The 21,591-nt window shown below is 59.6% G+C and carries 20 protein-coding genes and 1 pseudogene; 10 read left to right on the top strand and 11 right to left on the bottom strand.

Translation table 11 applies throughout. From position 1 onward, the window contains the following. Nucleotides 1–186: 186 nt before the first annotated feature. From AC1DVM_RS10950 to AC1DVM_RS10940, 3 genes are all read right to left on the bottom strand, one after another. Nucleotides 187–462, bottom strand: coding sequence for a helix-turn-helix domain-containing protein (locus AC1DVM_RS10950; protein ID WP_477254465.1), 276 nt, complete (start codon nt 460–462; stop codon nt 187–189). 107 nt (nt 463–569) lie between these two features. Continuing rightward, the gene (locus tag AC1DVM_RS10945; RefSeq protein ID WP_477254464.1) at nt 570–851 is read right to left on the bottom strand and encodes a helix-turn-helix domain-containing protein; all 282 of its coding nucleotides are present in this window, start codon (nt 849–851) and stop codon (nt 570–572) included. 17 nt (nt 852–868) lie between these two features. Then, nucleotides 869–1,186 (bottom strand): hypothetical protein, encoded by a 318-nt coding sequence (locus AC1DVM_RS10940; RefSeq protein WP_477254463.1) that lies wholly within the window; start codon nt 1,184–1,186, stop codon nt 869–871. Nucleotides 1,187–1,644: 458 nt separating this feature from the next. Here AC1DVM_RS10940 and AC1DVM_RS10935 point away from each other — a divergent pair, with 458 nt between their 5' ends. The 7 genes from AC1DVM_RS10935 to AC1DVM_RS10905 all read left to right on the top strand — a co-directional run bounded on the left by AC1DVM_RS10935 (nt 1,645) and on the right by AC1DVM_RS10905 (nt 9,315). Continuing rightward, a complete protein-coding gene (locus AC1DVM_RS10935; RefSeq protein WP_477254461.1) occupies nt 1,645–3,936 on the top strand; it encodes a hypothetical protein in 2,292 nt (763 codons plus the stop codon). A 315-nt stretch (nt 3,937–4,251) separates the two neighbouring features. Then, entirely contained in the window at nt 4,252–4,656 is a 405-nt protein-coding gene (locus AC1DVM_RS10930; RefSeq protein ID WP_477254459.1) for a response regulator, read from the top strand. Then, complete coding sequence (locus AC1DVM_RS10925) at nt 4,653–5,060, top strand: response regulator (RefSeq protein WP_477254457.1); 408 nt, start codon at nt 4,653–4,655, stop codon at nt 5,058–5,060. The genes AC1DVM_RS10930 and AC1DVM_RS10925 overlap by 4 nt, the downstream gene beginning before the upstream one ends. Before the next feature lie 379 nt (nt 5,061–5,439). After that, nucleotides 5,440–5,823, top strand: coding sequence for a GFA family protein (locus AC1DVM_RS10920; RefSeq protein WP_477254455.1), 384 nt, complete (start codon nt 5,440–5,442; stop codon nt 5,821–5,823). A gap of 248 nt (nt 5,824–6,071) precedes the next feature. Continuing rightward, nucleotides 6,072–6,488, top strand: coding sequence for a hypothetical protein (locus AC1DVM_RS10915; protein ID WP_477254453.1), 417 nt, complete (start codon nt 6,072–6,074; stop codon nt 6,486–6,488). Nucleotides 6,489–7,180: 692 nt separating this feature from the next. Further along, nucleotides 7,181–8,194 (top strand): magnesium and cobalt transport protein CorA, encoded by a 1,014-nt coding sequence (locus tag AC1DVM_RS10910; protein ID WP_477254451.1) that lies wholly within the window; start codon nt 7,181–7,183, stop codon nt 8,192–8,194. A gap of 365 nt (nt 8,195–8,559) precedes the next feature. Next, nucleotides 8,560–9,315, top strand: coding sequence for an SOS response-associated peptidase (locus tag AC1DVM_RS10905; protein ID WP_477254449.1), 756 nt, complete (start codon nt 8,560–8,562; stop codon nt 9,313–9,315). Between the two features lie 291 nt (nt 9,316–9,606). Here AC1DVM_RS10905 and AC1DVM_RS10900 read toward each other — a convergent pair whose 3' ends face one another. After that, entirely contained in the window at nt 9,607–10,497 is an 891-nt protein-coding gene (locus AC1DVM_RS10900) for an ABC transporter substrate-binding protein (RefSeq protein WP_477254447.1), read from the bottom strand. A 312-nt stretch (nt 10,498–10,809) separates the two neighbouring features. Here AC1DVM_RS10900 and AC1DVM_RS10895 point away from each other — a divergent pair, with 312 nt between their 5' ends. Together AC1DVM_RS10895 and AC1DVM_RS10890 are read left to right on the top strand one after the other, a co-directional pair. Further along, a complete protein-coding gene (locus AC1DVM_RS10895; RefSeq protein WP_477254445.1) occupies nt 10,810–11,817 on the top strand; it encodes an ABC transporter substrate-binding protein in 1,008 nt (335 codons plus the stop codon). 138 nt (nt 11,818–11,955) lie between these two features. After that, nucleotides 11,956–14,415, top strand: a complete 2,460-nt coding sequence (locus tag AC1DVM_RS10890) for a patatin-like protein (protein ID WP_477254443.1) — start codon at nt 11,956–11,958, stop codon at nt 14,413–14,415. Nucleotides 14,416–14,544: 129 nt separating this feature from the next. Here AC1DVM_RS10890 and AC1DVM_RS10885 read toward each other — a convergent pair. Beyond that, nucleotides 14,545–14,619: pseudogene (locus AC1DVM_RS10885) on the bottom strand (integrase core domain-containing protein); the annotation flags it as partial. Nucleotides 14,620–14,906: 287 nt separating this feature from the next. Between AC1DVM_RS10885 and AC1DVM_RS10880 the strand changes: the two are divergent. Further along, a complete protein-coding gene (locus tag AC1DVM_RS10880; RefSeq protein WP_477254441.1) occupies nt 14,907–15,149 on the top strand; it encodes a hypothetical protein in 243 nt (80 codons plus the stop codon). Nucleotides 15,150–15,330: 181 nt separating this feature from the next. On the opposite strand, the gene AC1DVM_RS10875 is transcribed toward AC1DVM_RS10880, so the two are convergent. From AC1DVM_RS10875 to AC1DVM_RS10850, 6 genes are all read right to left on the bottom strand, one after another. Further along, nucleotides 15,331–15,591, bottom strand: a complete 261-nt coding sequence (locus AC1DVM_RS10875) for a hypothetical protein (protein WP_477254439.1) — start codon at nt 15,589–15,591, stop codon at nt 15,331–15,333. Further along, the gene (locus AC1DVM_RS10870) at nt 15,588–16,574 is read right to left on the bottom strand and encodes an AAA family ATPase (protein WP_477254437.1); all 987 of its coding nucleotides are present in this window, start codon (nt 16,572–16,574) and stop codon (nt 15,588–15,590) included. Before AC1DVM_RS10870 ends, AC1DVM_RS10875 begins: the two co-directional genes overlap by 4 nt. Further along, a complete protein-coding gene (locus AC1DVM_RS10865; protein WP_477254436.1) occupies nt 16,571–16,801 on the bottom strand; it encodes a hypothetical protein in 231 nt (76 codons plus the stop codon). Before AC1DVM_RS10865 ends, AC1DVM_RS10870 begins: the two co-directional genes overlap by 4 nt. Nucleotides 16,802–17,390: 589 nt before the next feature. Beyond that, nucleotides 17,391–18,116 (bottom strand): hypothetical protein, encoded by a 726-nt coding sequence (locus tag AC1DVM_RS10860; protein WP_477254434.1) that lies wholly within the window; start codon nt 18,114–18,116, stop codon nt 17,391–17,393. A 92-nt stretch (nt 18,117–18,208) separates the two neighbouring features. Then, the gene (locus AC1DVM_RS10855) at nt 18,209–19,507 is read right to left on the bottom strand and encodes a tyrosine-type recombinase/integrase (protein ID WP_477254432.1); all 1,299 of its coding nucleotides are present in this window, start codon (nt 19,505–19,507) and stop codon (nt 18,209–18,211) included. Nucleotides 19,508–19,840: 333 nt separating this feature from the next. After that, nucleotides 19,841–21,591, bottom strand: a 1,751-nt coding sequence (locus AC1DVM_RS10850) for a DUF3604 domain-containing protein (protein WP_477254430.1), incomplete at its 5' end; no start/stop codon positions are given.

Genomic DNA, 21,591 nt, shown 5'->3' with positions numbered 1-21,591 from the left:
CCTCTTGTTTTAATTTCCGCTGCTTTCGCGAAAAAGTTCGCGGGGCGCCGGCCCGCCTGGCGCCGGATCCCGCCCGCCAGGCGCCATCGAAATAGCAACCGATCGTCCAGCCGATGCCCGGAGAGAACAGAAGAAACCGTCGTTCCTCATCATCGAGGGCCGCGAGATACATCGGGCGGGGCAAACTCATCCGCGCGTCCCGGCATCAAAGGCGTCGAGCTTGTCCGCCACATGCTTGGGGAGTGTGTGGTCGAAGCCGCGATAGATCCAATCGAGAGAAGCGCCTGTCCTGCCCGCTACCTTGAGAGCGGCGTTGAGGGGGATAATGCGGCGACCGCGTTCCCAGTTATTCCAGGCAGTATCGAGCAAGCCCATCGAGTCGCAAAAAGCCTTTGCCTGGGTGTGCCCAAGCGCCAAACGGATGCGCCGTAGACGATCCCCAATTATCTCTGGCTTGTCCATGCAGTCCCAAATTCGGTGAGTCGAGGACGATTGTAGTTCACAGCCGAGCATTGCGTAACTTCCTCGGAAATAATGTGCAACCTACCCGAACAGAGGGGGCGGAGCCTTCACCCGAATGGCTTTTCCTTGGCGCCAAAAGCGCTAATCTTCTCAGCGAGGTGCAGCGGCAAGGTGTGTTCTACGCCTCGATAGATCCAATCGAGCGAAACTCCGGTTTTCGTGACCACTTTTATCGCCTCGTCTAGCGAGATGCGGCGACGGCCGCATTCGTAGTTGCTCCAAGCCTGATCGCTGATGTCCAGCCGCCGGCAGAACGGCCTTGTCTGCTCGTAACCGAGGGCCAGTCTCAACAATCTTAGTCGCGCCCCTATCACTTCCGGTCTGTCCATTTACCCCCCAGCCCAAGCTATCGATCGCTCGTGCGAATTCCATGATAACCTTCGCCACCCCATGACTTTGCGTAAAGCTCGTTGACGTTGATGTGGATTTTGATGCCCCGGCGGTCGCCGCAGGCGGTGCAACGAAGCCGGAGCGCGATGTCTGGAATCGGAAGCGAGGGCGGAAAGGCGGCTAGTTTAACCGGCGCGTTACGCCCGCAGCCGGCGGCTTCGCAGAAGGCCGACACGGTGCGGTATCCCTTAGCCATCTCACTAGCGACGGTGGGCGGCTCGACCTCGCGCCCATCCGCTTCATAGGCGCGTCGCGGATTGCGTCCCGGCTTCATATTGGTCTCCCCTTCCCCTTCGCAGCATCCGAGAGTGGTCGAACCGGCAAGCTGGCGAACTTTCGCAATGCCTTTTCAAATGCCACATCTACCTTGCCTCGTTCCCGATGGCGCGCCGACTTCTCCGTTTCCGCCCCGACATCGCCGAATGCCCCTTTCGTTCGGGCAAGAGCGGCTGCCGCGCCACGTTGCGGCAAAGGCGAAGGCCAGGAATCCGCAGGGCCGCTTTGCCGCCTCTGAACGGTTCGGGTTGAAAATGGCCTGATCAGCTGTTGGGTATCAATGTACAGCGTAGGGAACCAATTAGCTTCATTGCCTTTAACCTTGGCTTTTCAACCGATGGAAAATTTGAAGGCACTTGGCCGTGACACTTCTCGGCCGAGCGAACGACTGTGGGCGTCCGTAGAGATCGCTGTATCTCCGTGCCCTCGGCGGTCAACCGATTCCAGGAGAATCAAATGCCTATACTGACGGTCGGGCCAAATTCATCGTTTCCAACCATTGCGGCAGCGATGCTCGCCGCCAACGCGGGAGACACGATCTCGCTGGAAGCCGGCTACAGCAATGAGACCGCCACGGTTACACATAACGGGATGACCGTCTCGGGCGAATCCACTTCAACCGGGATTGTGTTGCAGCTAGCGCTCGGCGTTCCGATCTTCACCCTGGGTGGCTCCGCTCCGATCAATGTGTTTGATGCCGCCGATGGCAACACAATTGTCGGCAATGCCGGCAACAACGTCATTACCGTCACCGACGGTGCCGACGCGGTAGACGGAGGATTGGGCACAGACCAGTTGGTGATCGACTACACCCTCGGCACAGGGGCAATCACCGGCAACTCAACCACGAACTTCGCCGAAGCCGGCGGCTCGCGCTTGGTCACGATCACGGACGGCACGTTCGAAAACTTCACCGTCCTGACCGGCACGGGTGCCGAAACCATCACGACCGGCGCTGGCAATGACTTCATCCGAACGGGCGATGGTGCGAGCACGGTCACCGCGGGTCAGGGTGCGAACACAATCATTGGCGGCAGCGGGTCCGACACCATCACCGCCCTGGATGGCGGCAATTTCATCGATGGCGGAGACGGCCCCAACACAATCACCTCTGGGGATGGCAATGATGTCGTCACGACAGGCAATGTAGGGGCCGATTCCATCGTCGTGGGTGGCGGCAACGACGTCGTTACAGTCCGGGGCGGCGCGGACACTTCTTCCAATGGCGCCGGAGAGGACCGCCTGATCGTCGACTATTCGGCTTTTAATACGGCCGTGAGCGGTGGCTTCACCGCAGGCACCCTGCTCGGTGGCTATGACGGCCAGTTCGCCGATTTGACCGGGAATTCGATTGGGTTCCAGGCGACCGAACATTTCACGATTTACACGGGCAGCGGGAACGACCACATCACGACCGGTGACGGCAATGATGTTATCGACACGGGCGCTGGCGACGATCTGTTGGGGAGCGGCGGCGGCGCCGACGTTCTCTCCGGCGGAATTGGGAACGACATTCTGAGTGGCGGCGGCGGCAACGACTCATTGAATGGGGACACCGGTAYAGATGTCGCGGTGTTTACGGGGAGAAGGTCGGACTACACGATAAACTTCCTCTCGCCGACAAGCATCCAATTCATCGACACCCGTTTGCTGAGTCCTGACGGTACCGACATCCTGACCAATATCGAATCTGTCCAGTTCTCGGACCAGACAGTCCTCGTCAGCGACTTTGGTGGCGGCGACACTGTGCGGGGGGGTGCGGGTGACGACACTTTAGTGGGAGGCAACAACAATGACATACTGGTCGGGGGCCCAGGTGCCGACACAATGTCAGGTGGCAATGGCGCCGACGCCTACTACGTGGACAATCCCGGCGATGTCGTGAACGAAGGTGCCAATAACGGCGTGGATACAGTTTATTCGTCGGTCAATTATGCATTGGCCGACAATGTCGAGAACCTGGTCCTTCAAGACGGTGCAACCATTGGCCGAGGCAACAGCCTCGCCAATGTGATTTCCGGAAGTCTCAGCTCCGATATTATCTTTGGCTTTGGCGGGAATGACCGCTTGAGTGGGGGGGACGGCAACGATCGTGTCAGCGGCGGATCCGGCAATGACTACATTATCGGTGGTCTAGGGAATGATCGCCTCAGCGGTGACTCTGGCAACGACACCATGATGGGTGGGAGCGGCAACGACGTTCTGTACGGGAGCCTCGGCAATGATCTCCTTTATGGCGACGGTGGGCATGACTTTGTTCACGGGGGATCAGGAAGCGACCGCATTGACGGTGGCTCCGGCAATGACAGGCTGTATGGCAGCTCCGGTAACGACAGGATTTACGGGGGATCTGGCAATGACAGGATCGATGGCGGAACCGGCAATGATCGGCTTATCGGTGGAGCCGGCCAAGACACGCTGACCGGCCGCAGCGGCAGGGACGTGTTTGTCTTCGGCGAAAAGGACACGAGTTCGTCCAAAAAGAAGGCCGACTATATCATCGACTTTTCCAGCAACAACGGAGATAGGATCGACCTGAGCGCCATCGACGCCAATGCGAGGAAGCAGGGCAACCAGAAGTTCTCCTTCATCGACTCGAGTGCATTCACAAAAGCCGGCCAGGTGCGCTATGAGAAAACGAAGAAGGATACTTACGTCTATCTCAACACCGATAACGACAAGTCGGCGGAGGCCGTGATCAAACTCAAGGGCGCCATCGACCTGCAGAAGGACTGGTTCGGGCTCTGACCGAGAGTGGAGTCACCTTCTTGCCATGGGAGACCTTGGCAAGAAGGAGCGCCTTCGGCCTTGTAAACGACTTGAAGGCCATCCTCTCGCTCAAGATTCAGCTGCCATTTCTTGTACTTCTCAAACGTCTCGTGACTCCCTCCACAGGGCCAAAGCTWCCGTATACACGAAGCTCTGCGCCGTCTTTGGACCTGAACAGGCGACCATCACCATTCTCCGATGGCAGCTCTACGAGCTTGAAGAGGTGAAGGGGCACGTCAGCTGCTGTCCCGAGCCGCTCTTCGTGTAGTAGCCGTCTTTTCTGGAGCGCTGCCCTTGGCCAATATCAGCGATCCAACATCCCGGTCCGAGCCCCGTCCTGCGATACTAGTCGTTGAAGATGAGGTCATCATCAGAATGCTACTGGTTGATGAACTCCTTGACGCGGGATTTCATGTCATTGAGGCCGCCAATGCGGACGAGGCGGTGGACTGCGTCCTCAGCCAAGATCCCATCGATCTGGTTTTTTCTGACGTGCGGATGCCCGGGTCCATGGATGGGCTCGAATTAGCAGCATGGCTTACCCGCGTGCGTCCTGACATAAAAATCTTGCTTACCTCGGGCCATCTGGACGCCAAGTTGGCGGTCAACATCGCAACGTTAATCCCCACACCCTACAGGATTGCAGACGTGATTTCCAAGATCCGAGCATATGTAGGTCTCGTGGAGGACTACGAATGACGCAGCCTTATATTCTAATAGTGGATGCCGACGTTCTAGTTAGGAACTCAATCGCGACCTACTTGCGCGAATGTGGCTATCGGGTAGTGGAAGCTGCAAACGAACAGGAAGCTCATGCGGTTGTGCAGGAACCCGGGCTCACCTTCCACATGGCGTTAGTAGACGTGACGGACCCTGAGGCGTTCAATGGCTTCACCCTTGGACAGTGGATCCGCGCAAACAAGCCCGATGTCGACGTTGTTCTGGTGGGGTCACCCTCTCAAATTGCAAAGGAAGCCGCTCTGCTCTGCCAACAGGGTCCGCACCTGGAAAAGCCTTATCACCCCGAAGTGGTTCTGGATCGCATTAAGCGGCTCTTGCAAGCGCGAGAAGCGAGGCTCAAAGACAGTCCCTCTAGCGCCTAGGCAGCGGACGACTTTTCCGGCCTAGCTCTTTCTCAGTACGCCCAAGAGCGGCTAGCGACAGGGGCTGGACGGGATTTCTGGCGAGATCGGGGAATTCCCTTAAAGCGCGCTCGAGGCCGCCTCCTGCGCAACGGTTGGGGCAGGATGCCCCCTTTCACCGCCGATTGCAGCTCTACGGCGCCGGTTAGACTGCGGGTTACCGGGCGGGGGCGGTGGGCCGGCAGATCATTTTCCGAATACCCTCAAACGACACGGTATGCGGTTCCATAAAGTCCATAAAGCGACTTATCGAAATGACGCGTCTTTCCTTCCCACGCGCGACAGGGGCCCTGCTCAGGAGTAGGATCGTCCCCTCGTCGAGCTGACGAGGGAGGCCCCTATGAGGCTCGCCGGACATTGCAACTGTGGCGGTGTGAAATACGAATGTGATGAACAGCCGCAATTCACGGCGGTATGTCACTGCAAGACTTGTCAGCGCCAGACAGGTTCCAATCTCTCGCTCATTGTGGGCGTTAAGGACTCTGCGCTTCATGTCGAAGGAGAAACACTAGGAACTTTTGTCACCAGAGGTGACAGCGGGCAAGATGTGTACCGGAGCTTCTGTACCCGTTGTGGGTCGCCGATCGTCAGCCGGTGCGATTCCGTTTCGGGAATAGCTTTTATCAAGGCTGGCACGCTTGATGATACCTCTGAGCTGAAACCATCGGCTGAATTCCACCTAGAAGATGCTCAGCTTTGGTCCCCACGTCTTGCGGGAGCTTAATACTAGCCCGAGGCACGTAGTCTTTTTTGATGCGCTGGAACTGGAACACGCCAATCTGCCTCAAGCTAGCGGGTGCCGCGGCCCAGCGGGAGGTCGGAAGGCTACCCGGTGGGGTATCGCTTCCCGTCGGAATTCACTGTCTTACTTGGCTGCGCGCGACAAGGGCATCACTCGGGAGTAGAATGGCCAGAGTAGCGTTTCCGACGCTCTGACGAGCGCCGCGAGCCCATTATGAGGGAGAGCGGCCTATGGCACTCAAGCTTGAACTCTTTACAGCGATTGCCCTGGTCTCTTTCGAGCCGCCCGCCGAATCGCACGACATCTACTCGCCCTTGAAGGACCGGTTGGGGAACCGTTGTTGCGATGAGACGGATTGTCGACCGACGCCTTACCGGATGACATTGACCGGCGTGCAGATGTTCGTCGAAGGTGAGTGGATCGCCGTGCCAGATTACACGATCCAGTATCGGGCGCTGCCTGGTGACACGGGTGAAACAGCCGAGGGCATTGGTGCGGGCGTATCCAAAACGGGCGTGGCCAAGGAATGGACTAGGCAACCCACTGCGCAATCTTGCCGCCCAACGCCGCAGCGGCCCCGAGACCTTCCTTTGGCCTTCATGCCTTCCTTTGGCCTTCATGAAAGTCGCATCCACCCTGCTCCATAAAGGGTGTTCCGCGAATTACCTGCCCCAATGAAGACTTTTTGAGAATCGGCAGCGCCGGTAAACTGATTTTCACAGCGGCTCTGGCGGGGGCGACTGGGAGCCAGTCATGCCACGCTATTTCTTTCACCGATGCATTGACGACCGGATGGTTTGGGACCGAGCCGGGCTTGAGCTCCCGAACCTCCGGATGGCACCGTGGGCGAATATCATCTCGCGTAAGCTCCAGCCGGGCCAAGTCTTGCTAGTCACGGATGCCGAAGGACAACTGCTGTTTGTCACTGCCAGGTGATCCCCAAAGAAAGGCAAGGCCGGTTCCATAGAGGCGCTTCCGCGCGGAAGGTACCATGTAGAGGAAGCACCGCCACAGCCTGTCGACTTGAAAGGTCCTGGCAGCAGACGTGGCCAGGGGCTTCGGAGCATCAGAAGTTACCCAACCTTAGCGGCTTGGATCGTCATCGCGGTTGGAGCTGCAATCACCTCCGCCGTCGCGTGACCGGTGTCACCAAGACCGCGGTGGTCGCGCTTGACGCCCTCGTGGTCACCGCGTCCGCCACCCGTGAGCGCCCTTTCCGCCACCGTGGCTCCCCACAGCTCAACGTGGTCGTCCGGGGACTTTGCCACCCCGCGCCCGGGCCTTGAAAGCGGGTACTCTTGATTGGGCACCGGAGACGGCCGACAAGCGTTGGTTCCACATGGCAGATGCTCTCAAGCTCGTTTCGGCTCGGCCTGGGGACACTCCCGGGGTGGTCGCCTCGGCCGCGTATGCCGGCGGCCGGCGCGTGGCCGAGGTCCCGATCGAGGACGTCGGCGAGTGGTCGCGAAAGCCGGGGCACCTCGTCTGGGTCGGCCTGCACGAACCCGGTCTCGACCTGCTGCGCCGTCTTCAGGCGGAGTTCGGGCTACATGAGTTAGCCATCGAGGATGCGCTCAAGGCGCACCAGCGGCCCAAGCTCGAGCAATACGGCGACGCGCTCTTCGTGGTCGCGCGGACGGCCCAGATGCTCGACGGGCGCATCACCTTTGGCGAGACGCACCTGTTCATCGGGCATGGCTACGTGGTCTCCGTGCGCCACGGCGCGTCGACCAGCTACACCCCGGTGCGCGAGCGTTGCGAGGCGGCCCAGAAGGCTTTCTCGGAGGGCGAGGACTTCATCCTCTACGCCATCCTCGACTTCATCGTCGACAACTACGTGCCGGTGATCGAAATGATCCAGGCGGAGGTGGAGGGGATCGAGGACCGCATCCTGGCGGAAGCCTCGACCCCGTTGCATGTGAGCCGCCTGTACCAGCTTCGCCGCGATCTCCTGCGCCTACGCAATGCCGCGGTCCCGCTGGTGGAGGTCTGCCGACGGCTGGAGCAGCCTGGGTTGCCGGGGATCGATACGGCGATGCAGCCCCTGTTCCGCGACGTCTCCGACCATATCCGCCGGGTCCAGGAGGAGATCGAATCTCTGCGCGAGGTGCTGGCCTTCGCGTTCGAGACCAGCCTCATGACCGGACAGGCGCAGCAAACCGAGATCACGCGTAAGCTCGCCGCCTGGGCTGCCATTCTGGCAGTGCCCACCGCGGTGGCCGGCATCTACGGTATGAACTTCGAGCACATGCCCGAGCTGCAATGGGAGTACGGCTATATCCTCGTGCTGGCGATCATCGCGTCGGTGTGCGGTTGGCTTTACTGGCGTTTCCGCCGGAACCGGTGGCTCTGACCGCCTGCCTGACGCCGCGACTCCACTCTCACGTAACTCGTGAGGCTGAAACGATGGCGCCCGGATCGACGTGCAGCCGAAGCACTGGAGCGTCGAACACCCGATACGGTTCTCGGTATGGAAACGCTCCTCGATGACCGGGCGCAACGGATCGGCGTGCACCGCACGGCATGATCTGACGTCGATGGTTTGGCGATCGCGGCCACGAAGGTGACGCGCGGGTAGACGACTTACACCCGGGACATCGAGAAGCACCCTTTCGGGGATCAAAGGCTCGCGCGAAACAAACCTGGGCCCGGCGAAGGCTCCGGCTGGAGCAACGCTCGCTGGGTTGAGCCTAGCTGCCACTCGGCTAAGTTGGGCCGATGTGCAATCTCTACTCCGTCACCAAAGGCCAACAGGCCATTCGCGACCTGTTTCGGGTCGTCCGCGACACGACCGGCAATCTTCCGCCGTTGCCCGGTATCTTCCCCGATTACTCGGCCCCCGTTGTACGAAACACGTCGGATGGTCGCGAGCTGACAATGATGCGATGGGGCATGCCGTCTTCACAGAAAGCCCTGCTGGAGGCGGCTCAGCGCCGGGCGCAGAAGATCGAGGCCAAGGGCAAGGCGGTCGACTTCAAGGAACTGCTCCGGATGGAGCCTGATAAGGGCACGACCAATATCCGCAACGTGAAAAGCCAGCATTGGCGGCGGTGGCTCAATCCTGAGAATCGCTGCCTCGTACCATTGACGAACTTCTCAGAGTTCAATGCGGGCGCCGGCGGCGATATCTGGTTTGCCATTGACGAGGATAGGACGCTGGCCTGCTTCGCCGGCATCTGGACGGACTGGACCTGCGTGCGAAAGGTAAAGGATGGCGAGGTCAGTTGCGACCTCTACGGATTCCTGACCACCGAGCCGAACACGGAGGTTGGAGCAATCCATCCCAAGGCAATGCCAGTCATCTTGACGACGGAGGAAGAGCGCTACGTTTGGATGAGAGCGCCGGCAGACGAGGCGCTCGCCTTGCAGCGGCCGTTGCCGGACGGGGCGCTCAGGGTTGTTGCGCGTGGCGTAAAACAGGACGCCGTCGCAGCGGTGGGCCTACAGGATGAGACCGTTAACTTCGGCCCGTAATCCGATTCGACTCATGCGAGGAGTGGAGTCACGCTCGACGGATGGTCAAGCCACCCCGCCGCCCGATCCAGCGTGCCATCGTCTCCAGCACAAGGGCGGTGAGTCGGCCGCTCGTCGGGGTTGGCCCCGATCCACGGCAGGTGGCGAGGCATATGCGATCCACTGCGCCATCTTGCCACCAAACCCGACATTTATTTTTTGCCGGCATATGCCCTTCGCAAGAGTCACATCCGCCTGTTCCATAAGGCGCTTGTGTGAACGTCGGATAGCATCCTCATCCCCGCAAAACTCTTACTCGAACACCTCGTCGGCACGGGCCAGAAGCGTAGTCGGGATGTCGAGTTGGATGCTTTTTGCGGTCTTCAGGTTGACAGCAAGTTCAAACTTCTCCGGCCGCTCGACTGGCAATTCCGAGGGCTTGGCACCTTGCAATATCCGGGCCGCGAGATAGCCAACCCGCTTGACGCTTTCCGCCAGGTTGGGCCCATAGGAGAGCAGACCACCCGCCTGTACGAACTCGGTCCAGCCCGATAGGGTCGGGATTTTGCGCCGGAGAGCAAAGTCAGATACCAACTGGCGGCTCTCCAGCATGACGCTGTCGGGGAGGAACACGAGGGCATCAGGCGGGCTTGCATCGAGCGAGGCGAGGATCTTTCGCACTTCTCCAACGCTGCGGGTCGGGACCCACTGAAGCTGTATGCCAAGGGCGCGCGCCGTCCGCTCTGAAGTGAGAACCTCTAGCTCGAAGCCCGGATGCATCGGGTCGCCCAAGAGCAACACGCGTTTCACGTCGGGAGCAGCCTCGCGCAGGATTTCCAGGCGCTTGGCATTCAGTTCCGTCGACATGAAGGTAACCCCTGTTAGATTGCGCCCTGGCCGCGCGAGGTCACTTGTCAGTCCTGCGATGATCGGATCTCCACTGAAACCATACACCACCGGAATGGTGGTGATGTCCCGGACCGCGTAAATGGCACCGCCCTGAGTGGCAATTACCGCTGGTTTCATCGCAACGATCTCCGCGACGACCTTGGTAAGGCGCTCACCTCGGTCACCCTCTGCGGACCGTGCAACGATGCGGACGGTGCGGCCATCAACGAAGCCCTGGGCCAGGAGGCCGGTGCGGAATGCCTGCAAATATCGGTCAACTTGTTCCAGGGGGTAGATCGAAAGCCAAGCGACCACAGGGGGACTTTGCCCCATCGCAGGCGCTACGCCGGTTGTAGCAGCGAAAGCGAGGACTGTGCGGCGCGTTACAGCGAAAGGCGGAGCAACCATCGGAGCCACCACTAGGTTAGTATCGGATGTAGTCGATTATGGAGCTAAGCGTAGCTCCCTTCCAAACGTATCTCGGGGGTTTGAGGCCCGTTCGGTAACCGGGCTTCTCGTAGTCCCGTGCGCCGACATGCATTTAGCTGTATGCTTGAGCCTTATGCTCGACGTCTAGTGGCCTGAGTTGAACGACAGCACGACGCGCTGCCGAGCCGAGGTAAGGCAATGCAACGACGTTATTTCATCACTTTGTGCGGCGGTGCATCGGCCGGGTGGGCATTGGCGGCACGTGCGCAGCAGGCAACGAAGATGCCCCGAATAGCCTTCCTGTCGCCTGGCCGCTCCGAGCTTGCCGACCCAATTTTCAACATGCTCAACGCCTTCCTGCAAAGACTGCACGACCTTGGTTACACGGAGGGACAAAACCTCGCTATAGAGCGACTATATGCTGAGGGAAGGTCGGATCGGCTCCCCGCGCTGGCCGCTGAACTGGTTAGGCGCAGGGCCGAAATCATTGTCGCATTTAGTACAACGGCAGCTCTCCCGGCCATGCAAGCAACGGCCACAATCCCCATCGTCGTGGTAGGCATGGCCGATCCGGTTGCCGATGGGCTGATCGCCAGCCTCGCGCGACCAGGTGGGAACGTGACGGGGACTACCTTTCTGGGCCCGGAGGTGGCCGCCAAGCGCCTACAGTTGCTCCGAGAGGTCGTCCCTGGCCTCTCCCATGTTGCTGTCCTTTTGCATCCCAATGCGTACAGCGAACGCACGATGGCAGCCCTATTGAACGAAATGGATGTTGCGGCCCGGACTTTGGGATTACAGCTTCAGCTCGTGCCTGCGTTTATCCCGGAGGACGTCATCGGCGCGTTTGCCGCGATGACCAGAGCGCGCGCCGGCGCTCTCATTGTAATGCCCAGCCCGATGCTGTTTGGCGAATACAAACGCATTGTGACTCTTGCGGCGACCGGCAGACTGCCGGCAATAGGCGCAGCCAGGGAATTCGTGGATCTTGGAGGGCTCATGTCCTACGGAGTAAACCAGGTCGACCTTGCCCGGCAGACTGCGATGTATGTGGATAAAATTTTGAAAGGGGCAAAACCGGCAGAGTTGCCCGTGGAGCAACCGATCAAATTCGAGCTGGTGATCAACCTAAAGACAGCGAGAGAGTTAGGTGGGACGATCAGCGGAGAGTTCGAGTCTCTGCTAGTTGCCGACGACGTGGTTGAATGAAGAGATGCCGGCAAGCAGGCGTAACCGGGACGTGCGGGCGCTCCTGATCCGGCTCAGCATCGGTTTGAGGCGCGCCTTTTTGGGTCAGCACAGCACGGCCCGCGGGGCGCGGGCCCGCGATCACGACGGATGCAGGCGATGAAAGAGAAGGAGCTTCGGCTCGCGGTGGTCTTTTATGGCGGCGTTTCCTTGGCGATCTATGAACACGGCATCAGCAAGGAAATTCTAAACCTGATCCGGGCCTCGAAGGCGTGCCAGGCGAGCCTTCACCCCGAGAAGCTGCAGAACTCCTCCGAGTCCATTAGCGGAGCCGATTTCGAGGACAGTACGGCGGCGAGCTATCGCGACCTTTTGAAAACCATCGGGCGCAGCCTGGATCTCCACATTAACGTCGATGTTATTGCCGGCTCCTCTGCTGGCGGAATCAACGGCGTCGTGCTCGCCCGGGCGCTTGCCCACGACCTGACCCTCGATCCGCTGACCGAGATGTGGCTCACGGACGCCGATCTGCGGCAGCTCCTCGCCCCAGAAGCCAAGGCGCGCCTGTGGAGCAAATGGTATTCGCGGCTGGTGATGAAACCCTTGCTCGCTCGGCTCGCGCGCGAGGGCCAGTTTCCCGGTTCGCCCGACCGGGAAATGCGCGACACTCTCTCGCTCTTCCTCCGCTCGCGCTGGTTCAAACCACCTCTCGATGGCCCGCATCTGAGCAATCTCCTGCTCGATGCCTTGGTCGCCCAGGGGCAGCCGCGCCCGGCGACGGCATCCCTTCTGCCACCCGGACACCGGCTCGATCTGTTGGTCACCGTCACCGATTTCCATGGCGCCGAGCGGAGCATCTTCATCCACGATCCACCCGTGGTTCGCGAACCGGAGCATCGCCATCTGTTGCGCTTCCGCTTCGTCGCTGGCGAGGGTGGTGGCGGGACGAGCGATTTCGATCTCGACAATCTGCCGTCCCTCGCCTTTGCGGCGCGCGCCTCGGCGTCGTATCCCGGTGCCTTTCCACCGGCTCAGATTCACGAGATCGATGGCGTGCTGGCGGCGCGCGCGATGGCTTGGCCGACACGGGGCCGATTTATCGATCGCAACTTTCCCCATTACCGGGCCCTTGGCATGGACCCGGAGGATGCCGTTCTGCTTGACGGCAGTATTCTCGACAACAAGCCGATCTTGGCGGCGGTTCAGGCGTTGCGATCGCATGCCGCCTTTCGCGAGGTCGATCGCCGGCTGATCTACGTCGATCCCCACCCCTATCGACCGAAACGCAATGCTCACCCTCCGGTGCCGAGTTTCTTCACCACCTTGCGCGGTGCGCTCTCGGACCTGCCCCGCCATGAGCCGGTGTCCGATGAGCTTGCGGATATTGGTAGGTTCAACGAGCAGATCCGCCGGTTGAAGACCACGATCGCGGTGACGCGGCCGAAAATTATCGCCCTTGTCGAGGAATTGACGGAGGGCGGACTCGATCGCCCGTTCAGTCTGGATGATCTGCGGCGCTGGCGCATCGCCGCCGCCGGCCTCATGGCGAAGACCGAACTTCTCCATAGCAACTGGTTCCGGTCGCTGCTGTTGGAATCGGTGGATTTCATCGCCCGGCTTGTCGCGACCGTCCTTGATTATCCGGCAGGATCCCCTGGCGCGCGCTGGGTCGGCGATGCGATTGAAGCCTGGGCGCAGCGAAGCGGCATTTTTTCGGGTAGCTTTGTCATGCCGCGGGGCCTCGATTCGGACCGCGATCTGCCGGCAGCGGGCCGTTTCGTCGTCAACTTCGGCGTCCTCTATAAACGCCGCCGTCTCAGCTTCGTCATCCAGGGCATCAACGACCTCTACGTCCGGCTCAGCGAGCCCGGTTTCTGTCCAACCGCGTCAGGGGAACTCGATCTCTTGAAGCGTGAGCTTTATCAGTGTCTTGCCGCGCTCGACGTCTACGACGCGCCGACGTTTCTCAGTGCCGAGGCGGTCGCGCGGGTGCGGGCGCTGTTCGGGCCCTCACGGACATCCGGCCTATCGCCGCTTCCGGGCATTCTCGCCTTCGTCGAACAAGAGAACGATGCGATCGCGGCGCTGATCGATCATCTCGGCCGTGAGTGCCGCCTCGCGGCGCTCAACGAGAACACCGACGCGGTGCTCGCCGCCTTGTCCACGTCCGGCATGGGCGCCAATTGCCTCCGCGAGATCATGAGCGGCTATCTCGGCTTCGTCTATTGGGACATCGTCCTCCTGCCGACAACCACTGCGCTCAACCTGAGCGCGGGCCGGATCGAGGAAATCCTGGTCGACCGGATCAGCCCCGATGATGCCACCACTCTCACTGGTGACGACGACAGGCCCGTTCTGCTCGGAGGCTCATTCGCCGGCTTTGGCGGCTTTTTGAGCCGTGCCATCCGCGAAAACGATTACCTTTGGGGACGACTGCACGCCATCGATCGGCTCGTCGATCTCGTCGCCAGCACGGCGTTTGCTGACGGAAGTCCCGAATTTGACATTAGCAATCTCAAGAAGCGGGCCTTTGCGGCCGTGCTGCGCACCGAAGCGGCGCGGCTCACCGCGATCCCAGACCTGACCGGCCGGATCCGGGACGCCTTGGCCCGTCTCTAGGCAAATTCCGATCGAGTGCTCCCGATGGTAGCCGCGACTGGCACACCAGCACCRTCTTCATCACCCTGATCAAGGGGTGCCTGTAGATCGCCACGAGCTCTGCGCTTCCTTGAGCGTGTAGAAAATCTAGCTATTGCGCAGTTCGTCGCGGAGTTTCGAATTGAAGCTTTCGCAGTATCCGTTCTCCCACGGGCTCCCCGGCTCGGCGGTCATGCTCAATCCAATTTATCCTCATCGAAAATTGCCAACTTCCTGTTCAGTGGCCACTGCCGCGGCCCTGCACAGTTGACCGCGCTCTTTTCCGGACGTCATCTTGCGGCTGGGATTCCGCGTCCATTACGGAGACCCGCTTTATTTAATCGGGAGAATAGGGAAATACGGGAATGGCGACACCAAGGACGGGACGGCCCCGCGGGCGGCCCTACGGCGCCAAGAGCCGCCATACCAAAGCCCGCGAAACGGCGCTGAGCCAGGCATCGGCAAAGATCCACATGCTGATGCCCGGCGCATTCGTGGGTGATGCTCACGCGTTGCTAATGCTCTGCTACAAGAACTCCGAACTGCCGATCGAGGTGCGCCTGGAAGCGGCGAAGGCGGCGCTGCCTTATGAAAAACCGCGCCTGGCTCCTGTGGAGGTACGGCCGCACGAACAGGAAATCTCCTTGGCCGATCGCTTAAAAGCCTATTCCCGTGAGGACGAGATTGCGGCGGCGACAAGGTTGTCGCCCTCTTGAAGCCCGATTGAACGCAACGATCGACTCCTATCGGCCACGCACCCGGCGCWTGCACCTCGACTGCATTTCCTGGTGCTGCGCCGCACCCGCACTCCCTTAATAGGGAGGTGCGGTGCGGTGCGGTAGCTGGAGCGCCGCACTGCAGCACCTCTGCCCCACCTTGTTTTTGGATGTGCGGCAGTCAGTCAGTTGCTAGTTCTCCTACTTCAACATAGGCCCTGATTTGTCGCCGATCATCTGCTCCATCGACGACGACTAACATGCCCTCAGCGATCCATTTTCTGAGCAGTGCGCTGATCTTCGAGCGGTGAGATTTCTCCTCAACATCAAGGCGGATAGCCTGAGCCACAGCCTTACCGACCCAATCTTTCGCTTGGACATTTTCACGCCATCGTCCTTCAGAAACAATGCGTTGGACTTCGCGCAGGTCTGCAACCGTCACATCCTCGAATGGATCAGGCCAAGACCAGGACGTAACCACGCCGATTTCGTCTCCCTACTCCCGAGGAGCCCGTTGCCCAGCGGCACGGATGCGAGTCTGAACCATTGAGCCTTGCTTACTGGCGCTAGATTTGCCTTTCCGTTGTCGACGCGGAAATGCAGGCGAGGATGCTCGACGCCAGCCTTCGCAGCCTCGTCCTTTGACATTGGGTTGAGCACTCTTGCGGAACGCGCGGCGGCAAGAAGCGCCACAGCGCCTCGCCCGTCCTCCACAGTGACCTCACTGCCACCCGTTTTCCGGGTATGATGGACCAGTTCGACTGCACAGCCGGTGTCATGTGCAATTCTCGCCCAGGTTTTGGAAACAATATCTTTTGCATTATTGTCATTCTCGGTGACCCGGTGGGACGACACGAACGGATCAATGATAACAAGCCCAATGKTGTTTTCTTTGATTGTCCGAATGATTGCCTCGACAACCGGCGCACATATAACCGTTCCACTTCCGTTTTGCACCGCGATGACGTTCTCGGTATCTCGGCCGGAGTTGACGAAGAGTCGGCCGGCGACGGCCTCTTCGTCGATCCGATATTGAAGCGCGACTGCCATTACCCGGCGTTGAAGCTCTTCAAGCGGGTCCTCGCCGTTCCAAATCCAAACGTTCGTGCGCTCATCGGGATTCACACCGAGGAGGTCGCGCCCGGTGACAAGGGCGAGCGCCTCAACGGTACCCAGCGACGACTTGCCGACGCCGCCAGGGGAAACCGTCGTCGACACAAACCCGCGGATATAGTGGCGGCCATAGAGCCATTGCCGAATTGGAATGGCTGTCGGGTCGCGCCACTGAAATGGCGCGGTCGCAATGGCGGAGGGGGAGGGGCCACCAGGCCGCCCTACATCCCGATCGATATACCGAAAGGCTTCGTCCTCGGAGCCAAACGGAGGAAGCTTGATATCGTCTATCGCGATGCTGCTTCCCTTCATTCGAGCGCCTCCGCCTGATTCATGGCTTTGAGGTCCTTGAAGGTGCCAACAGCGGTCCGCACGTACCCGACGAGGTTGCGAATGACGTAATGAAGCCCAGCATCGTCGCCGATCTCGGCATAGGTGGTTCCGAGTTGAGCTTGAATTGCAGCCATTGCGAGCGAATCGTAGATTAACTCGCGATAAGCATCCGGGGACCCATGACCGATTTCACTACGCTCCATCATGGCCGACTCCCGTTTTGAGACCCTCCAGTTCAGCGATCGCGACAGCCGTTGCCCGAGAGAACTGCCCCCGATCGATGACGAGACGAACGGCAGGGCAGCAGATGAGAGTGGCTTCATGTGCCCTGCTGAAGAGGTCGGGCAGGCGAGCGGATACCTTGCGCTTCGAGCGCGGTAATGTATTTGTTTTCATGGTGAGACTTCCCGAGCCTCGCGCGGTCCCGCGTCGGGGCTCTTTTTTTGTCCGGGATAGACCCGGCTGAGTTTCGGGTTCTAAACGGCCGCATTGGTCTCAGAAGTCGACCGGCGCTGATGTTCTTCCATCCACGTTTTGACGGTGGCAACGTGGTAGCGAACGGATTTTCCGATTTTGGTGTACGGGGGGGTGTCGCCAGTCAACCGGCGCTTGTTCCAAGTGCTGACGCTGATTCCAGTGATCTTGGCCAAACCGCGTGTGTCGACGTATTCGTTAGGCAGCATTGCCGTTGCCCTTTCGGAGAGGATATCCGGTCATACGCCAGGAACGGCTATAGCTAATAGGCACTCATCCGTTGAACGTCGTAGGTCTTGTTCATCCGATGGACTTGGACGTTCAAGGGATACGCGAGATACCCTCTGAGGCTCGGTGGGCTTCCCACCTTTCTTTTGACCTTGGAACAATTTTGGAGAATTTTCCACTCAGCGCCGATATGCTGTGAGTATGCTTCCGGTATCTCTCTAGGAAGTGTGTCTGCAGCTCCGCTACAAAGCTAACAAAAGCGGACGGCTTGGCGGATGGATCGTCTCGTTTTGCAGCTGTTACGCGACGATCAGTGTCAAGCCACAGGAAAGCGAGTAAGTTGATCAGACTATCCCAACTGTCGCCACGACTGAAGTACCCTTCTTGCCTGTAAGACGTGATCTCTTTTTCAGCAATATGACAAGCGGTTACAAAAGATGCCAATATTTCAATGAACTCAGCAACCGACAAATGCCTGTACTTTTCCGTTAGACGCTCGTCGGTAAGAGCCTGATTCAGAGGCCATTTAACTTCGAGATTTCCTGCACCTCCTTCGCCTGCCATTAAACTGCTCCAGAACGCTGACGAGGTTTTTTTGAGTTCCTGAATTCTTAAATCGCCAGTCTCTACGGTCTCAGCGTTAATTTCGTATTGGGCTTCGTCATGGTAAGTTTGAATGATACGAAGGAGACGATCTCTCTCTTCTAGAGTCAGTCCACCCATGTGGCGCTCCGCCGTTTCCCAAAATGCTGGTGTCGGCTCGAAATCGATGGGGCTGATAACAGTTGAAGTCGGAAGTTTCGCTTTTGATGTTGGCATTGTTTACCCTGCGTTGTGTGCGCAATCCAACAAAGGTCACACATGGTATCCGTGGCGGGCGGATCGTCTGGCAGCCGAAACTGCCTATTGTCTCAGAGCGCCTTGCGCTCCCTCTCGATAGGCACGACTTCCGCCCCTTTTCCGTCTAGGGCTGCCGAGATAGCGCCGCCAATTCTATTAGAAGCCTTGCGAAGCGGATCGGCGTCGAGATGGGCATACCGGGCTGTTGTTGCTGATTGCGCGTGGCCGAGGAGCTTACCAATGATCGGGAGCCCCATTCCTGCCCCGGCGCCGAAACTTGCGTGGGTATGTCGAAGGTCGTGGAGGCGGACGTCGGTCAGACCCGCCCTCGTGGATATCGCAGCCCACGGGCGCTTGAGATCGGAACGGGGCTTTTCGGGGGATTCCCCAGGAATGACAAAGGGCGAGGCGCTGTCTAGACCATCCACAATGAGCAGGGCGGGCGCGTTCAAAATGATCGTCTTCCGCCCTGTCTTGGAGTCCGGAAGGAGCAACAGGCCCCGCTCTAGGTCCACATGCTCCCACCGCAGATGCAGGATTTCGCGTAGGCGGGCGCCGGTCAGCAACAGCAGCCTGATCGCGGCGACAGCTCCTTCGCTCAACTTCACGCGACGGTTCTCGGCCTTTGGGGCATGTTTTGCCTTCTTTTTGCGAGCGTCAGGCTCCCACGTCAGTCCAATGGTCTCGGCCTCCCGCAAAGCCTCGCCGAGGCGTTCGAGTTCATCGGTCGACAGATACCGTTCCCGCTGAGTCTCTCTGAACTTCTCGATTCGGGCCGCCGGATTGAATGCCTCCGGCACGTAACCGTGTGCCGCGCGCCACGAGAACATCGAGCTTGCGACCGCGAGGAGACGGTTCGCCATCGCGGGTTTATCTGAGAGCTTGCCATGGAGGCGGGACAGATCGGCACGTCGAAGGCTCTTGGCCTTACGGGTTCCAAACTCTGAGATGATATATCTGCTGACGACGTGCTCGTAGCTTTCTATGGTTTTTGGCTTGCGTTTTTTTTCTGACGTGATCCGCCACGAACGCCTTGGCAAGGTCGCTGATACTGGCTGCCGCCCGCTCCTTTGAGACGGCATCGGCCGGGTCCTCGCCATTCGCCGCCGCCCGAGGATCTCCTTCGCGCGTCGTCGCGCGTCGTCTGGGGTTAGAACCCCATAGCGTCCGATCGTCATGAACCTTTTTGGGGCGGTCCGCCCACGCGCGCCGGGCCGGTATCTTGCGATGAACGATTTGACTCCCGAGGGCTCGACCCGCAAGCCAAATCCTTTCAGGTCGGCGTCCCAAAGCACATAGCGAAATGCAGCCGCCTGCGCGGCGTCGACGGTCCGCTTGCTGATCTTGATTGCGGTTCTTTCGCTCGCCATCGGTGGTCACCCAACTCGCGGGTGACCACCGTTTGCGGAAGCTGGCGGAAATGCCAGGACAAACGAGAGTATACAAACCCTTGCTGGACAAGCAAATGGGGCAGACAGAAGAAACATCAAGAATGCACCGGAAACGACCGCCTTCTCATTCGTAATGAGGGGGTCGGGGGTTCGAATCCCTCTTGCGGTACCATTTTTTTCATCACAATTTCAGTGATTTGAAGCGCGCGTCCTCGGTGCGATCTCGTTTTTTATCGAGCGGGACGCGCGAGTGCAGCACCAGCAATTACGACCGGTTCCTGCAGGCGAACTCGTTGTTGCCGCTCGCGATAATCAATTTGCTGGCGAGTACCAGATCGGAGACGTGTATGCGCGTTCCTGGATGGAGGTCGGCACGTCCGGAGAAAGCTTCACCCCGTAATATTTCGCGTCGTAGGCCGTCCAGCGAGGCGTGGGGATTTCCAGAATGCGGCCATAGTAGAACGCCCGTTGCCCGGGATTGAAATCGGGGTCTTTCCAGACGGCGATCAACTCGGGCGATCCGATCGTATTGGTCCAGTTCGCATTCGCCCCGTCAACCGTGTTGCCAACCGGCGGCAGCTTCCCGTCCGCACCGAGCTTGCGCTCGCCGGACCACACGACATCGTAAACCTTCTCCTGCATATCGCCTTTGGCATCGACCCAGCCCTTGACGATCTGATAGCGGTCGAGATTGGCGCCGATCGGGTCTTTTAGTGCAGCAACCAGGAAGGTTGGCACCTTGCCGCCGGGTGCGGCGCCCAGGTCGCCGCCCATAGGCACACCCTTCGTGTAGCCGGCGACAGCAGGGCTGCGGGTCACCGCATCCGCCTCGTCGAAGTCGAAGCCGCCGAAGAAACGCACGAGCATGCGCGAGCCCGTTGTGGCGTAGGTCTCGCGGCGCTCCATCGCGTCAAACAGCGCCTCCCGCGTATTCTCCGCCGCCCAGACTGCCGCATAGCCGGAAGCCGAGGTCTCCCACTCGTATATCGTCCCCTTCTCGCCCTTGACGAAGACGCGGTTACTCCGCTCGGCGCTCGGTTCCATGGCCGAGGTCTTGCCGAAATAATTGTCTTCCTCGACAGCAGTCAGGCCCGTATGGGAGTCTGTCGAGCCAATCAGGCCGAACTTGTAGGGATTGACGCCGAGTTCGCCCTCGAGCTTCAGCCCGAGCTTGAGGCCGTTGCGCGCGTATTCGTACTGCAGCATCTCCGGTGTTTTAGCTGCGCTCAGATCGAGATTGCCTTTGTCCCAGCGCTCGAAATTGGCGAACTCGTCATTGGGCGACAGGTAGGGATGGGTTTCACCGTCCCCCTTGATCTGGGTGGCCTCATACAGGCGCTCCCACCTGGCGCGGGTTTCGGCATACTCGCGATCAACCCGCTTGCCAGTCCCGGGTTCTACGATCGGAAACATCCGCCCGTTTGAGAGATTGCCGTTATGTGCGATGGCGAGCAGCCGCCCGCCGGTCTTATCCTCGTAGCCCGCCATCCACTTCCAGAGGTCGCGGGGGTTGTCGCTGCCAAAGGGAGCCAAAACCGTATAGGGCACTACGCGGCTCGCCTTGTCGCCGTTGTCCCGGAAAATGACATTACGGTGCAGGTTGTTGCCGCCGGTATTCGACGTCCACTCGTAACCGATGAAGGCCGTAAAACGGCCCGGATCGTTCGCCTGCTCTGCCGCCTTTATGGTTTCATGCCAAGCCGAGCGATAGGCGTTGCTATCCGGTCCATAGATCAGCGCCTTCGGGAGATTGCCTTGCGAAAAAGCGACGATGATCTCGACCGCCGCATCGGCCCCTTTCCCGCCAACGATCATGTCGTGCCATCGCCGGCCGGTCGGATCCGCCATGAGGTTGGGTTTCCCGGCCAGCAAATCTGGAAAAAAGCCCATGTTGTCAGAGTGATCCGCCACCACGAGAAAATYGAGCGGCCGGGAGAGTTTCGCAGGCTGGCCCGACGAGGCAGTGACCTGTTCTCCCTTGGCAAAACGGTAAGCGTCGGCCGGTCCGAGACGTGCGCCGAACGCACCGGCGTCAAAGGAGAACGATGTGTGAAGGTGGGTGT

The organism is Microvirga sp. P4_A5, from assembly GCF_056402495.1.
The sequence above is the reverse complement of the archived record's forward strand: the minus strand, read 5'-3'. Positions and strand labels throughout refer to the sequence as shown.